This window comes from Cupriavidus alkaliphilus, assembly GCF_900094595.1.
In the GTDB taxonomy this organism is placed as follows: Bacteria; Pseudomonadota; Gammaproteobacteria; order Burkholderiales; family Burkholderiaceae; genus Cupriavidus; species Cupriavidus alkaliphilus.
Map to the genome: position 1 here is coordinate 248,890 of NZ_FMAD01000001.1, position 14,611 is coordinate 263,500.

Consider the following 14,611-nt stretch of genomic DNA (forward strand, 5'->3'; position numbering starts at 1 on the left):
GCGCCGCGCGCGGCCGCCCATCAGCGCGGCTGCGGCAATCCTCCGATCTTCGCGCCGGCCTTGATGCCCTTCTGCGCGAACCACCCCCGGTTCATTTCCAGCGCATAGCGGATGGCCGCCTTCGGGCAATGGTTGTTTTCGGTACGCGGCGCCATGTCTTCGATATTGACGATAGTGCCGTCGTCGGCGAGAAACGCGATCGACAGCGGCAGCTCGGTATTGCGCATCCAGAAGCAGTGGCCCGCCTTCTGCTCGAACACGAACAGCATGCCCGCATTGGGCGCCATCGATTTCCGGTACATCAGGCCTTGCTCGCGCGCCGCGGGCGTGGCCGCGACTTCGGCCTGGATCGCATACATGCCCGCGGTCAGTGGCGCCACCGGCAGTGCGCCTTGGGCGTTGGCAACGCCGGCCGCCAGTGCGGCGATCACGAAACAGCAGCGTGAGGTCAGGGTCTTCGACAACAGGGGCATGATGGTCAGTCCGGGAAGGCTCGGCGTCGGGCAGCCGCAAGCATAACGCACGTTGCACCAGTGGCTGAGCATGGTGCAACCGGCACGAAAACAAAAAAGGCAGGCGCCCTGGTGGCGACCTGCCTTGCTTTTGCTGCGGGCGCACGGCCCGGCAGTGGTGCCAGCCCTGTTATGCGGCCGGGGCCGCGGCAGCAGCGGTTTCCTTCTTCTTGCTGTGCTTCTTGTGGGTAGCCTTCTTCTTTGCGGTCTTCTTCGGGGCTTCCTTGGTGGCCGCGGCCGCGGGCGTGGCCGGATCGGCAGGCACAGCGGCCTGGGCGAAGGCGCCGGTGGCGAACAGGCCGACAACCAGTGCAGCGATCAGTTTTTTCATGGCGTATTACCTCGAAGGATAAAAGCAGTCGGGAAAGTGGTGACGCGTGGTTGGACGTGTCCCCGACAAGAACGAGGCCGCTGTTGGCAGCGTTGACGGTCGATTTGTTAGCTTTTGTAACGTAAGCGCCGCTTGGCGCCGTTCGCCTGTCTGGTCTTGGAGACATGAGTGCGTGGCGCCGGGACAGGGCGCGCCGCTGGCGATATCAGCGCAAGGCCCGAGTCGGCGAGCGGCACCTCGCAGCATTGGCCGGGGGCAAGGCCGAGCGCGCGCAGGTCGAGCGCGCCGATTGCCACCCGGACCAGCCGCAGCGTCGGAAACCCCACCGCCGCCGTCATGCGCCGCACCTGCCGGTTCTTGCCTTCCCGGATCTTCAGCTCCAGCCACGTCGTCGGGATGGCGGCGCGAAAGCGCACCGGCGGGTGGCGCGGCCACAGCCAGCCGGGGGGTTCGATAGCGCGTACCGTCGCCGGCCGGGTCACGAAATCGCCAAGATCGACGCCGGCGCGCAAGCGGGCGAGGGCGTCCGCGTCGGGAATGCCTTCGACCTGCGCCAGATAGGTCTTTTCGAGCTTGTGGCGCGGGTCGGCGATGCGCGCCTGCAGCGCGCCATCGTCAGTCAGAAGCAGCAGGCCCTCGCTGTCGGCATCGAGCCGGCCGGCCGGATAGACGCCGGGCACCGACACGCACGACGCCAGCGTCGGCCGCGTCGGGTGTTCCGAGAACTGGCTCATGGTGCCAAACGGCTTGTTCAGGGCAATCAGGGTCATGGGGCGCAAGTATGCCGCAGCGGCGCGTGTGCAGGTCGGTCAGGCCGGCCGGCTCGGGGTCCGGCCCGATTGGCGGATGATGAAAAATTGCTGCATAATATAAAATTAGTCTTGTGTCTTATATAAGACTGAAGCCGACCAGGCATGGCGCCGGCATGATGCATGGCAGTATGGGCGGGGCATCCAGGCCCGCTACAATGCACAGCGCCATCTTCCCGAATCTCGCCGTCCGGCCACGAACCGGCGGCAGTCACAACCGTTCCGTAACTGGAGACGTCATGTACCAACACATCAAGGTTCCGGCAGGCGAAAAGATCACGGTCAACCAGGACTTTTCGCTCAATGTCCCGGACAACCCGATCATTCCTTATATCGAAGGCGACGGTACGGGCCTCGATATCACCCCGGTGATGATCAAGGTGGTCGACGCGGCCGTGGCCAAGGCCTACGGCGGCAAGCGCAAGATCGCCTGGATGGAGATCTACGCCGGCGAGAAGTCGACCAAGGTCTACGGCCCGGACGTGTGGCTGCCGGATGAAACCCTGGACGTGCTGAAGGAATACGTGGTGTCGATCAAGGGGCCGCTGACCACGCCGGTCGGCGGCGGCATCCGCTCGCTCAACGTGGCGCTGCGCCAGCAGCTGGACCTCTATGTCTGCCTGCGCCCGGTACGCTACTTCAAGGGCGTGCCCTCGCCGGTGCGCGAGCCGGAAAAGACGGATATGGTGATTTTCCGCGAGAACTCGGAAGACATCTACGCCGGCATCGAATGGGCGGCAGAAAGCGACCAGGCCAAGAAACTGATCGCCTTCCTGCAGAACGAGATGGGCGTGAAGAAGATCCGCTTCCCCGCTACCTCGGGCATCGGCGTCAAGCCGGTGTCGCGCGAGGGTACCGAGCGGCTGGTGCGCAAGGCGATCCAGTATGCGATCGACAACGACAAGCCGTCGGTGACGCTGGTGCACAAGGGCAACATCATGAAGTTCACCGAAGGTGGCTTCCGCGACTGGGGCTACGAGCTGGCACAGAAGGAGTTCGGTGCCGAGCTGGTCGACGGTGGCCCGTGGTGCAAGTTCAAGAACCCGAAGACCGGCAAGGACATCGTGGTCAAGGATGCCATCGCCGACGCCTTCCTGCAGCAGATCCTGCTGCGCCCGGCCGAATACTCGGTGATCGCCACGCTGAACCTGAACGGCGACTACGTCTCTGACGCGCTGGCGGCGCAGGTCGGCGGCATCGGCATCGCGCCGGGCGCCAACATGTCGGACTCGGTGGCGATGTTCGAGGCCACCCACGGCACCGCGCCGAAGTACGCCGGCAAGGATTACGTCAATCCGGGCTCGGAAATCCTGTCGGCGGAAATGATGCTGCGCCACATGGGCTGGACCGAGGCCGCCGACCTGATCATCGCGTCGATGGAGAAGTCGATCCTGTCCAAAAAGGTCACCTACGATTTTGCGCGCCTGCTGGAAGGCGCGACGCAGGTATCGTGCTCGGGCTTCGGGCAGGTGATGATCGAGAATATGTAAGCACAGACTCCCGCCAGGGCGGGCGAACTGCCGACAAGAACCCCGGTATCGGATACCCCGTACCGGGGTTTTTTCTTGCCGGCTGACGCGGCGTTGGCTAGAACTTCTGGACTGACGGGCATACGGCCCGGGGGAGACTGGCATGGACGATCCCTTCCGCCGCACCGCGTTCGGCGCGGCACTGTTCTACAAGGATCCGCTGGCGGCGCTGGACTGGCTGGAGCGGGCGTTCGGCTTCGAGCGCGTCATGGTGATCCGCGACCAGCAAGGGCAGCTGGTGCATTCCGAAATGCGTTTCGGCGACAGCTACCTGATGGTGGGCAGCGAATGGGCCGACTTTACCGCCAGCCCGGCGTCGATCGGGGACAAGAATACCCAGACCGTGCACGTGCATCTGCCCGACGGGCTCGACCAGCATTGCGAGCGGGCCCGGGCCGCCGGGGCCGTGATCCTGCGCGAGCCGCAGGACGAGTTCTATGGTGACCGCACCTACACCGCCCGCGATGCCGAGGGCCATGTCTGGACCTTCGGCCAGACTGTGCGCAAGGTAACCAAGGAGGAGGCCGAACAGGCCAGCGGCCTGAAGATCGACGGCTGGACCTGAACCGGCGCGAGCGGGCGCTGCAAGGAAGGCCGGCTCAAAAACCAGAAAGCCCGGCGCCAGGCCGGGCTTTCGATCGGGTGTGCGTGTCGCTGATGCGAGCCGGTGCCCGCCGCGCCGCCCCTGGCGGCCAGCGGGGGCGCTGGCATCGGTCCCGTCCCGGGGGTTTGCATCCCCCACACCCTGGTTGACCGCTCCGGTGGCTCTGCGGCCGGGGATGCGGTCGCGGCGCGCTTTAGCTGGCGTCCTGGATATTGGTGGCCTGCTTGCCCTTCGGGCCCTGGACCACCTCGAACGAGACGCGCTGGCCTTCCTTCAGCGTCTTGAAGCCCGCCATCTGGATAGCCGAAAAGTGCGCAAACAGTTCTTCTTCGCCCTCGTCCGGCTTGATGAACCCGAATCCCTTGGCGTCATTGAACCATTTGACGATACCGCTTGCCATATACTCCCCCAACGAAATAGCAGATTTTCAAGCGGGGAAGCTTGCCAGCCAGACGGCACGGACTGCGGCGCCATGGCTGGCCGCGTGCTGAAATGCGGCCGGCGATGACGCGCGGCGAGGTGTGCTATCGCGAGGTGGCCAGTCTGATTGCTGACTCGCCGCCGCGGGCCGTGGGCCTCCCTGCTCACGGATCACCCGCCTTGGCTGTTGCTTTGGCTCGTGGCCTTCGGTGGGTGTGCGACCGATTTTTCTGGCAAAGCCGGAGACTGTCAAGCTGGCGGATTCCCCACTGCCAGAAGGGTGTGGCAGGAACAGGACGGCGCCTGATGTTACCGTTGCCATGAATCGGCGGCCGCCGGCCCGGCTTTTCGGACGGTGCGGCGACGTGCCTTGCAAGGCCTTCGGCGGAACTATCCGCTTCCATTTACCCCGGAAAACCGGTGGCCGGACTCTTGAATCCACCGCCTTTTCCCCAAATTGCAGAGTTGCGAGTAAGGGTTAGAATAAAGCCATGGCTACACGGCTTGCGAATGTCCCACAACGCGAAGCGGGCACCATCCTGGAGCGCAAAGAGCAGGCGCTGAAACCGCCTGCCATGTTCAAGGTGGTGCTGCTGAACGACGACTACACTCCGATGGAGTTTGTCGTGATGATCCTGCAGCAGTATTTCAGCAGGGACCGGGAAACGGCGACGCAGATCATGCTGACCGTGCACCGGGAAGGTAAGGGCGTCTGTGGTATCTACACCAGGGATATCGCGGCGACTAAGGTCGAGCTGGTGTCAACGCACGCGCGGCAGGCGGGGCACCCCCTGCAGTGCGTGATGGAGGAAGCATGATTGCGCAAGAATTGGAAGTGAGCCTGCATATGGCTTTTGTCGAAGCCAGGCAGGCACGCCACGAGTTCATTACCGTGGAGCACCTGCTGCTGGCATTGCTCGACAATCCCACGGCAGCTGAAGTCTTGCGCGCCTGCGCGGCCAATATCGAGGACCTGCGCACCAGCCTTAAGAACTTCATCGCGGACAACACGCCGGTGGTACCGGGTACCGACGAGGTCGATACCCAGCCCACGCTGGGTTTCCAGCGCGTGATCCAGCGCGCCATCATGCACGTCCAGTCGACTTCCAACGGCAAGAAGGAAGTGACCGGCGCCAACGTGCTGGTCGCGATTTTCGGCGAGAAGGATTCGCACGCCGTCTATTACCTGCAGCAGCAGGGCGTGACGCGCCTGGACGTGGTCAATTTCATCAGCCACGGCATCCGCAAGGACCAGTCCGAGCCGGCCAAGCATGGCGAGGCGGCCGGCGAGGGCGAGGGCGGCGACGGCAAGGAAAGCCCGCTCGAGCAATACACCCAGAACCTGAACGCGCTGGCCAAGGCCGGCAAGATCGATCCGCTGATCGGCCGCGAGAGCGAAGTCGAGCGCGTGGTCCAGGTGCTGTGCCGCCGGCGCAAGAACAACCCACTGCTGGTGGGCGAGGCCGGCGTCGGCAAGACCGCGATTGCGGAAGGCCTGGCGTGGCGCATCACCAAGAACGAGGTGCCGGATATCCTGGAAAAGGCCACCGTCTACTCGCTCGACATGGGCGCGCTGCTGGCCGGTACCAAGTACCGCGGCGATTTCGAGCAGCGCCTGAAGGGCGTGCTCAAGTCGCTCAAGGACAATCCCAACGCGATCCTGTTCATCGACGAGATCCACACGCTGATCGGCGCGGGCGCCGCCTCGGGCGGGACGCTGGACGCCAGCAACCTGCTCAAGCCGGCGCTGTCGTCGGGCCAGCTCAAGTGCATCGGTGCGACCACCTTCACCGAATACCGCGGCATCTTCGAGAAGGACGCGGCGCTGTCGCGGCGCTTCCAGAAGATCGACGTGGTCGAGCCGTCGGTGGACCAGACCGTGCAGATCCTGCGCGGGCTGAAGTCGCGCTTCGAGGAGCACCATGGCGTCAAGTACGCGTCGTCGGCGCTGACCGCCGCGGCCGAGCTGTCGGCGCGCTTCATCACCGACCGCCACCTGCCGGACAAGGCCATCGACGTGATCGACGAAGCCGGCGCGGCGCAGCGCATCCTGCCGAAGTCCAAGCAGAAGAAGACCATCGGCAAGGGCGAGATCGAGGACATCGTCTCGCGCATCGCGCGCATCCCGCCGCAGAGCGTGAACCAGGACGACCGCAGCAAGCTGCAGACGCTGGAGCGCGACCTGAAGTCGGTGGTGTTCGGCCAGGATCCGGCGATCGAGGCGCTGGCGTCGGCGATCAAGATGTCGCGCGCGGGCCTGGGCAAGACCGACAAGCCGATCGGCTCGTTCCTGTTCTCGGGCCCCACCGGCGTGGGCAAGACCGAGGTCGCCAAGCAGCTGGCCTTCATCATGGGCATCGAGCTGCTGCGCTTCGACATGTCCGAATACATGGAACGCCATGCGGTGAGCCGCCTGATCGGCGCGCCGCCGGGATACGTCGGCTTTGACCAGGGCGGCCTGCTGACCGAGGCCGTCACCAAGAAGCCGCACTGCGTGCTGCTGCTGGACGAAATCGAGAAGGCGCATCCGGATATCTTCAATATCCTGCTGCAGGTGATGGACCATGGTTCGCTGACCGACAACAACGGCCGGCGCGCCGACTTCCGCAACGTGATCATCATCATGACCACCAATGCGGGAGCGGAGACCATGAACCGCGCCACCATCGGCTTCACCAGCTCGCGCGAGCAGGGCGACGAGATGGCCGACATCAAGCGCATGTTCACGCCGGAGTTCCGCAACCGGCTGGATGCCACCATCAGCTTCCGCTCGCTCGATGAGGAAATCATCCTGCGCGTGGTCGACAAGTTCCTGATGCAGCTGGAAGAGCAGCTGCACGAGAAGAAGGTGGAAGCCAGCTTCAGCGAGAAGCTGCGCAAGTTCCTGGCGCACAAGGGTTTCGATCCGCTGATGGGTGCGCGTCCGATGCAGCGCCTGATCCAGGACATGATCCGCAAGGCGCTGGCCGACGAGCTGTTGTTCGGCCGCCTGGTCTCCGGCGGCAAGGTGGTGGTGGATCTGGACGAACAGGACCAGATCAAGCTCGATTTCTCCGAGATCGAGCCCGAACCGCCCGAGGCGCCCGAGGAACAGCGCGCAGAAGCCTGAGCGATATTCGGCCGCGTTGCCAGCACCGCGGTCGATCATCGGGCAAAATAGCAGGGCGGCCACACTGGCCGCCCTGTTTTTTTTCCTGCCGCCCCACGCCTCCAGCGCCCCGAAACCGAACGACCCGATGTCATCCGCCGACCGCACGCGGCGCCGCCGCCTGCTGCTCAAGATCCTGCCGCTGGGCGCCTTGCCGGGCCCGATGCTTCATGCCACCGCCGCCAGCGCCGCCGATAGCGCCGCCAGCCACCGGCCGATCGCACTGGTGCTGCCGTTCCCGCCGGGTGGCAGCGTCGACATCGTCGCCCGGCAGCTGCAGCCCGGGCTGAAAGCGGTGCTGGGGCAAACGGTGGTGGTGGACAACAAGCCGGGCGCGGGCGGGCTGATCGCGTCGAGCACCGTGGCGCGCGCCCGTCCCGACGGCAATACGCTGCTGATGGCGTTCGACACGCATGCGATCAATCCGTTTGCCTATAAGCAGCTGCCCTACGACACCTTCCGCGATTTCTCGCCGATCTCGCAGCTGGTGCGTTTCCCGCTGGTGATCGCCGCCAACCCGGCGCTGCCGGCGTCGAACGTGCGCGAACTGGTGGCGCTGGCCAGGGCGAGGCATGACGGCGTGCGCTATGCATCGTCGGGCATCGGCAGCCTGAACCAGCTCGCGGCCGAGGCGCTCGCGACCGAGGCAGGCGTGCATATGCTGCACGTGCCCTACAAGGGCGGCGGCCCGGCGGTGCAGGCGGTGCTGTCCAATGAGGTCGACATCTTCTTCAGCAGTTACGCGGCGGTGCAGGCGCACGTGGCCGCGCGCACCATCAAGGTGCTGGGCGTGACTGGCACCAGCCGGCTGCGCCAGTTGCCGCAGGTGCCCACGGTGGCCGAGCAGGGCCTCAAGGGCTTCGAGGCGTATTCGTGGATCGGCGTGTTCGGTCCGGCCGACCTGCCGGCGGCGACGGTGACGCGCCTCCACGGCGCGCTGGTCGAGTCGCTGCGCCAGCCGCGCGTGGTCGATGCGCTTGGCGCGCAAGGTTTCGAAATCGTCGGCGGCAGCCCGGCCGAGCTGGGCCAGCTGGTACGCCGCGAGCATGACAAATGGCAGGCGGTGGCGCGCAAGGCCAATATCCAGTTCGAATAAACCAGTCCGGCGCCGCCGTGCGCCATGCGTCCGGGGGGATGCCGATGGCAACGCAAGCAGAAATGTTCGATCACGCCGTGGTGGTGTGCCCAGACCTCGATGCCGGCGCTCAGGCCTGGCAGCGGCTGGGTTTTACGCTGACGCCGCGCGGCTATCACACGCTGGGCTCGCAGAACCACTGCATCATGCTGCAGCGGGACTACCTGGAGCTGCTGCACGTGACCGCGCCCAGTCCCAGCCGTCAGTATTATTGGGACGCCCAGCAGCGCGGCGGCGGCTGTGCGGCGATGTCGTGCAAGAGCGCCGATGCCTTTGCCACCGCGGCGCGGCTGCGCGCGGACGGCTGGCATACCTCGGAACCGATCGAATTCTCGCGTCCGGTGCGGCTGGACGATGGCAGCGAACATCCGGCCACCTTTCGCGTGACCGCGCTCGACGACGCCCCGGGAGCACGCTATTTCGTCTGCGAGCACCGCACGCCCGAGCTGCTGTGGCGGCCCGAATGGATGCGCCATGCCAACGGCGCGCACAGCATCGCGACCATGTTCCTGGTGGTGGCCCCCGCGCTGGTGGATGCCGCCGCGCGCGCCTATGCCGAACTGACCGGCGGCGAGCTGACGCAGCTGAGCGAACATGTCAGCAGCCTGGCGGTCGACAATGCCACGCTGGTGCTCAGCACGCCGCAGGCGCTGGCATCGGCCACCGGCAGCGCGCATATCCGGCGCGAAGGGCCGGGGTATGCGGCGATCCGCCTGCGCACCCACGACCTTGCGGCGGCCCGCGCTGGCTGGCGCGAGCAGAGCGTGCCGACCCACGACCTGGGTCCGCGCGAAACGCTGGTGCCGGCCGATGCCGCCAGCGGCGTGGCCTTGCTGTTCGAGCAGCAGGGCTGAAATGCAAACTGGCGCCCCGCGGGGCGCCAGTACTTCATGCCGAGGCCGACAACCGGTCAGGCGCTGGCCTTGGCGTGATGCACGCCGGTCGAGCCAAAGCCGCCTGCACCGCGCTCGCTGTCCTGGCTGAACTCTGCCACCGTCGAGAACACCGGACGCAGCACCGGCACGAACATCATCTGCGCAATGCGCTCGCCCGGCTGGATCACGATCGGCTCCGTGCCCGGCGCGTTGCGGTTCCAGACGCTGACCATGATCTGGCCCTGGTAGTCGGCATCGATCACGCCGATCGAATTGCCCAGCACTAGCCCCTTCTTGTGGCCCAGGCCCGAGCGCGGCACGATGGTCGCGGCCATGTACGGGTTGCCCATGTGCACGGCAATGCCGGCCGGCACCAGCTGCGCCGGTGTGCCCGGCGCGATCGCGACGGGCGCGTCGACGCAGGCGTGCAGGTCGATGGCGGCAGCCATCTCGCTCTGGTAGGCGGGCAGGCCCCATTGGTTCAGGCGCGCATCGAGCACCTTGATTTCGACGGTCGGGTTCAGAGGCTGGGTCATAAGCAATCTCGGGAATACGTTGCAAAAGTCAGGGCCGCGCGCGACCGGGCAGGCGCTGGCCGATGGCCGCGACCAGCTGCCGTGCCAGCGACAGCTTGTCGGCGCGCGGCAGCCGCGTCATGCCGGCGGCGTCGAACAGCACGATCTCGTTGTCGTCCAGGCCGAAGGTGTGGTGGCCGATATTGCCCACCAGCAGCGGCACGCCCTTGCGCTGGCGCTTCTGCTCGCCGTACTGCTCCAGGTTCTCGCTTTCGGCGGCAAAGCCGACGCAGTAAGGTGCGTCGGCGCGGGCCGCGACCGCGGCCAGGATGTCGGGGTTCTGCACGAACTGCAGTGTCGGCGTATCGGTATCGCTGGCCTTCTTCAACTTCTGCTGCGCGACTTCGGCCGGGCGCCAGTCCGCCACCGCGGCCACCGCGACGAAGACATCGATACCGGGCAGCTGCGCCATCACCGCGTCATGCATCTGCTGCGCGCTGCGCACGTCGGTGCGCATCACGCCGCGCGGTGTGGGCAGGCCGGTGGGTCCGGCTACCAGCAGCACTTCGGCGCCGGCCTCGCGCGCCGCGCGCGCGATCGAGAAACCCATCTTGCCGGACGACAGGTTGGTGATGCCGCGCACCGGGTCGATCGCCTCGAAGGTCGGGCCGGCGGTGATCAGCATGCGCTTGCCTTGCAGCGGCTTGGGCTGGAAGAAGGCGATGATGTCGTCGAGCAGCTCCTCGGGCTCCAGCATGCGGCCGTCGCCGACTTCACCGCAGGCCTGGTCGCCGCTGCCCGGGCCCAGGATCACCACGCCGTCGGCACGCAGCTGCGCGGCGTTGCGCTGCGTGGCGGGCGCGGCCCACATCTGGCGGTTCATCGCCGGCGCCACCAGCAGCGGGCAGTCGCGCGCGATGCACAGCGTGCTCAGCAAGTCGTCGCACAGGCCGTTGGCCAGCCGCGCCATGAAGTCGGTGGATGCAGGGGCGATGACAATGGCGTCGGCCTCGCGCGAGAGGTCGATATGCGCCATGTTGTTGTCGATGCGCGCATCCCATTGCGACAGGAAGACCGGCCGGCCCGACAGCGCCTGCATCGTCACCGGCGTGATGAAATGCGTCGCCGCCTCGGTCATGGCCACCTGCACGGTGGCGCCGGCCTTGGTCAGCAGCCGGACCAGTTCGGCCGACTTGTAGCAGGCGATGCCGCCGGTCAGGCCGAGAACGATGTGCTTGCCGCGCAAATCCATGGTGGGGAACCTGGCTGGGAAGGGAAGGGGAAAGGTAGCGGCGCAGCTCAGTGCTTGCGCACCCGCCGCAGCTCGTCGACGATCAGCAGCACCGCGCCCACCGTGATCGCGCAGTCCGCGACATTGAAAGCCGGCCAGTGATACCTGCCCACGTAGAAGTCCAGGAAATCGATCACGTGGCCGTAGGCCACGCGGTCGATCACGTTGCCGACCGCGCCGCCCAGGATCAGCGACACCGCGAAGCAGAACAGCCGCTGGCCGGTATGGCGGTACAGCAGCCAGACGATGAACGCGCCGACCACCACGCCCAGGCCGGTGAAGAACCAGCGCTGCCAGCCGCCGGCGTCAGCCAGGAAGCTGAACGCCGCGCCCTTGTTGTAGACCAGCACCAGGTTGAAGAAGCCGGTCACCGGGCGCGATTCGCCGTAGCTGAAGCTGCGCACGATCACGATCTTGAAGAACTGGTCGAGCAGCACCACCAGCAGCGCAAAGGCCATCCACAGCAGCGGGGTGGTGCTGCCGGCAGCCTTGTTGCGGCGCGCCGGGCGCGTCGAACGGGACGTGGTCGATGCCATCAGGCATGGCTCCTGTGTTCGCCGGCGCCGAACAGGTTGCTGTCGCAGCGGCCGCAGAGGGTGGGATGGTCGGGGTTGTGGCCGACGTCGGCGCGGTAGTGCCAGCAGCGCTCGCACTTGGCATGCGCCGACGGGGTCACCGTCACCAGCAGGTCGCCGGCCTCGGGCGCGGGCGCGACCTTGGCCGACGAGGTCAGCAGCACGAAGCGCAGGTCGTCACCCAGGCTTTGCAGCGCCGCCAGCACCGGACCGCCGGCCTGGATGGTCAGCTCGGCCTGCAGCGACGAACCGATCTCGCCTTCCACGCGCACCGCTTCCAGCTGGCGCGTGACTTCGGCGCGCACTTCGCGCAGCGCATGCCATTTCTGCAGCAGGTCGTCGGCGTCGTCGACTTCCGGCACGGCGTAATAGGTGCTGGTGAAGATGGTGTCGTTGTGCTCGGTGCCATGGGCGAACACCTGCCACGCTTCCTCGGCGGTGAACGACAGGAACGGCGCCATCCAGTGCAGCATCGCCTGGGTGATGTGATACAGCGCGTTCTGCGCGGCGCGGCGCGCCTTCGAGTCCGGCGCGGTGGTGTACAGGCGGTCCTTCAGCACGTCGAGGTAGAAACCGCCCAGGTCCTCGGAGCAGAAGGTCTGCAGCTTGGCCACCACCGGGTGGAATTCGTAAGCCTCGTAGTGCGACAGCACTTCCTTCTGCAGCTGCGCGGTCAGCGCCACGGCGTAGCGGTCGATCTCCAGCCACTCGGCGGCCGGCAGCGCGTGCTTCCCATGGTCGTAGTCGGACAGGTTCGACAGCAGGAAACGCAGCGTATTGCGGATGCGGCGATAGCCTTCCACCACACGCTTGAGGATCTCGTCCGAGATCGACAGCTCGCCGGAGTAATCGGTCGAGGCCACCCACAGGCGGATGATCTCGGCGCCCATCTTGTTCGCGATGTCCTGCGGCGACACGGTATTGCCGATCGACTTGGACATCTTGCGGCCTTCGCCGTCGACGGTAAAGCCGTGCGTCAGCAGCGCCTTGTAGGGCGGCTTGCCATACAGCATCGAGGCGGTCAGCAGCGACGAGTGGAACCAGCCGCGATGCTGGTCCGAGCCTTCCAGGTACAGGTCGGCCAGGCGGCCGTCGGCATCGTCGGCGGTCGGTTCGTACAGGTCGTCGCGGTGCGAGCCGCGGATCACGGTCCAGTGCGTGGTGCCGGAATCGAACCAGACGTCGAGCGTGTCGCGGTTCTTCTCATACTGGCTGGCCTCGTCGCCCAGCAGTTCGGCCGGGTCCAGCGTCTGCCACGCTTCGATGCCGTGCTGCTCGACGCGCTTTGCGATCGCTTCCAGGAGCTCGGGCGTGCGCGGATGCAGCGCGCCGGTTTCCTTGTGCACGAAGAACGCCATCGGCACGCCCCACTGGCGCTGGCGCGACAGGGTCCAGTCCGGGCGGTGGGCGATCATGTTGTGCAGGCGCTGCTTGCCCCACGACGGATAGAACTCGGTCGCCTCGATGCCCGCCAGCGCGGTCTCGCGCAGCGTCGGCACGGGCTTGCCGTTTTCCTCGGCCGGGTCCACGTCCATGCCCGCGAACCACTGTGAGGTGGCGCGGTAGATGATCGGCGTCTTGTGGCGCCAGCAGTGCATGTAGCTGTGGGTGTATTTGTGCGAATTGAACAGGTTGCCCGAGGCCTGCAGCGCCTCGACGATCTTCGGGTTGGCGTCCCAGATCGACAGCCCGCCAAACAGCGGCAGCGTGGCGGCGTAGACGCCGTTGCCCATCACCGGGCTGATGATGTCGCTGTCGGGCATGCCGTGCGCCTTGCACGACTGGAAGTCTTCCACGCCATAGGCCGGCGCCGAGTGCACGATGCCCGAGCCGGTGTCGGTGGTGACGTAGTCGCCCAGGTAGATCGGCGAGAGCCGGTCATAGCCTGCTTCCATCCGGGCCAGCGGATGATGGAAGCGGATCTCCGACAGCGCCGCGCCGGTGGTGGTGGCCACCACCTCGCCCTGCAGGCCGTAGATCTTCAGCTGCTCCTCGACGCGCTCGGTGGCGAGGATCAGGTGGCCGCGCGGCGTGTCGACCAGCGCGTATTCCACCTCGGGGTGCACGTTCAGCGCCTGGTTGCTCGGGATGGTCCACGGCGTGGTGGTCCAGATCACGATCCAGCCCGGCCTGGCGTCGATCCGCTCGACCGGCACCTTGAACGCGTGCGCCAGCTTGTCGGTCTCGGCGAACGGAAAGCCCACGTCGATCGACAGGTCGACCTTGTCCTTGTATTCGACTTCGGCCTCGGCCAGCGCCGAGCCGCAGTCGAAGCACCAGTTCACCGGCTTCAGGCCGCGGAACACGTAGCCCTTTTCCATGATCTTGCCGAGCGCGCGCAGTTCGTCCGCCTCGTTGCTGTGGTTCATGGTCAGGTAGGGGTGGTCCCAGTCGCCCAGCACGCCGAGACGCTCGAAATCCACCATCTGGCGCTTGATCTGCTCGGTGGCATAGGCGCGCGCCTTGGCCTGGACTTCCTGCACCGGCAGGCCCTTGCCGAACTTCTTCTCGATCTGGATCTCGATCGGCATGCCGTGGCAGTCCCAGCCCGGCACGTAGACGGCGTCGAGCCCGGTCAGGCCGCGCGCCTTGATGATCATGTCCTTGAGCACCTTGTTGACGGCGTGGCCGATATGGATATCGCCGTTGGCATACGGCGGGCCATCGTGCAGCACGAACTTCTTCGCGCCCTTGCGCGCCGCGCGGATCTTCTTGTAGAGCTGCTTGTCCTGCCACTGCTTGACCCATTGCGGCTCGCGCTTGGGCAGGTCGCCACGCATCGGGAAGGGCGTGTCGAGCAGGTTGACGGGATACTTGTTCTTCTCGGACTTGGCGCGTTTGTCGTCAGACATTTCGATTCTCAGGGC

General features: G+C 66.1%; 14 protein-coding genes. 6 read left to right on the plus strand and 8 right to left on the minus strand.

Annotation, left to right across the window (positions count from 1 at the left end; translation table 11 throughout):
- Window positions 1-20: 20 nt before the first annotated feature.
- From GA0116996_RS01165 to GA0116996_RS01175, 3 genes are all read right to left on the minus strand, one after another.
- Window positions 21-473: a DUF192 domain-containing protein gene (locus GA0116996_RS01165; protein ID WP_092306537.1), complete on the minus strand. Its 453-nt coding sequence runs from the start codon at window positions 471-473 to the stop codon at window positions 21-23.
- Between the two features lie 169 nt (window positions 474-642).
- On the minus strand, window positions 643-843 hold the full coding sequence (locus tag GA0116996_RS01170) for a hypothetical protein (RefSeq protein ID WP_092306538.1): 201 nt from the start codon (window positions 841-843) through the stop codon (window positions 643-645).
- 107 nt (window positions 844-950) lie between these two features.
- A complete protein-coding gene (locus GA0116996_RS01175; RefSeq protein WP_092306540.1) occupies window positions 951-1,613 on the minus strand; it encodes a pseudouridine synthase in 663 nt (220 codons plus the stop codon).
- Window positions 1,614-1,891: 278 nt separating this feature from the next.
- On the opposite strand from GA0116996_RS01175, the gene icd reads away from it, so the two are divergent.
- On the plus strand, window positions 1,892-3,142 hold the full coding sequence (gene icd, locus GA0116996_RS01180; protein ID WP_092306542.1) for an NADP-dependent isocitrate dehydrogenase: 1,251 nt from the start codon (window positions 1,892-1,894) through the stop codon (window positions 3,140-3,142).
- A 142-nt stretch (window positions 3,143-3,284) separates the two neighbouring features.
- Window positions 3,285-3,746 carry a VOC family protein gene (locus GA0116996_RS01185; protein WP_092306544.1) on the plus strand — a complete coding sequence of 154 codons (462 nt, stop codon included), beginning with the start codon at window positions 3,285-3,287 and terminating at the stop codon, window positions 3,744-3,746.
- Between the two features lie 232 nt (window positions 3,747-3,978).
- Here GA0116996_RS01185 and GA0116996_RS01190 read toward each other — a convergent pair whose 3' ends face one another.
- Window positions 3,979-4,185 (minus strand): cold-shock protein, encoded by a 207-nt coding sequence (locus tag GA0116996_RS01190; protein ID WP_012353757.1) that lies wholly within the window; start codon window positions 4,183-4,185, stop codon window positions 3,979-3,981.
- Window positions 4,186-4,696: 511 nt separating this feature from the next.
- Here GA0116996_RS01190 and clpS point away from each other — a divergent pair.
- The 4 genes from clpS to GA0116996_RS01210 all read left to right on the plus strand — a co-directional run bounded on the left by clpS (window position 4,697) and on the right by GA0116996_RS01210 (window position 9,342).
- The gene (gene clpS, locus GA0116996_RS01195; protein WP_010814998.1) at window positions 4,697-5,023 is read left to right on the plus strand and encodes an ATP-dependent Clp protease adapter ClpS; all 327 of its coding nucleotides are present in this window, start codon (window positions 4,697-4,699) and stop codon (window positions 5,021-5,023) included.
- A complete protein-coding gene (gene clpA, locus GA0116996_RS01200; protein WP_018007976.1) occupies window positions 5,020-7,314 on the plus strand; it encodes an ATP-dependent Clp protease ATP-binding subunit ClpA in 2,295 nt (764 codons plus the stop codon). The genes clpS and clpA overlap by 4 nt, the downstream gene beginning before the upstream one ends.
- A gap of 127 nt (window positions 7,315-7,441) precedes the next feature.
- A complete protein-coding gene (locus GA0116996_RS01205) occupies window positions 7,442-8,449 on the plus strand; it encodes a tripartite tricarboxylate transporter substrate binding protein (RefSeq protein WP_092306546.1) in 1,008 nt (335 codons plus the stop codon).
- A 44-nt stretch (window positions 8,450-8,493) separates the two neighbouring features.
- Window positions 8,494-9,342 (plus strand): VOC family protein, encoded by an 849-nt coding sequence (locus GA0116996_RS01210; protein WP_092307332.1) that lies wholly within the window; start codon window positions 8,494-8,496, stop codon window positions 9,340-9,342.
- A gap of 56 nt (window positions 9,343-9,398) precedes the next feature.
- Here the strand turns inward: GA0116996_RS01210 and dut are convergent, their stop codons facing one another.
- From dut to ileS, 4 genes are read right to left on the minus strand one after another with little or no spacing between them, the layout of a single operon-like run.
- Window positions 9,399-9,899 carry a dUTP diphosphatase gene (dut, locus tag GA0116996_RS01215; RefSeq protein ID WP_092306548.1) on the minus strand — a complete coding sequence of 167 codons (501 nt, stop codon included), beginning with the start codon at window positions 9,897-9,899 and terminating at the stop codon, window positions 9,399-9,401.
- Window positions 9,900-9,927: 28 nt separating this feature from the next.
- Window positions 9,928-11,130, minus strand: a complete 1,203-nt coding sequence (gene coaBC, locus GA0116996_RS01220; RefSeq protein ID WP_092306550.1) for a bifunctional phosphopantothenoylcysteine decarboxylase/phosphopantothenate--cysteine ligase CoaBC — start codon at window positions 11,128-11,130, stop codon at window positions 9,928-9,930.
- 47 nt (window positions 11,131-11,177) lie between these two features.
- Entirely contained in the window at window positions 11,178-11,705 is a 528-nt protein-coding gene (lspA, locus tag GA0116996_RS01225) for a signal peptidase II (RefSeq protein WP_092306552.1), read from the minus strand.
- The gene (ileS, locus tag GA0116996_RS01230; protein ID WP_092306554.1) at window positions 11,705-14,596 is read right to left on the minus strand and encodes an isoleucine--tRNA ligase; all 2,892 of its coding nucleotides are present in this window, start codon (window positions 14,594-14,596) and stop codon (window positions 11,705-11,707) included. The genes lspA and ileS overlap by 1 nt, the downstream gene beginning before the upstream one ends.
- Window positions 14,597-14,611 lie beyond the last annotated feature (15 nt).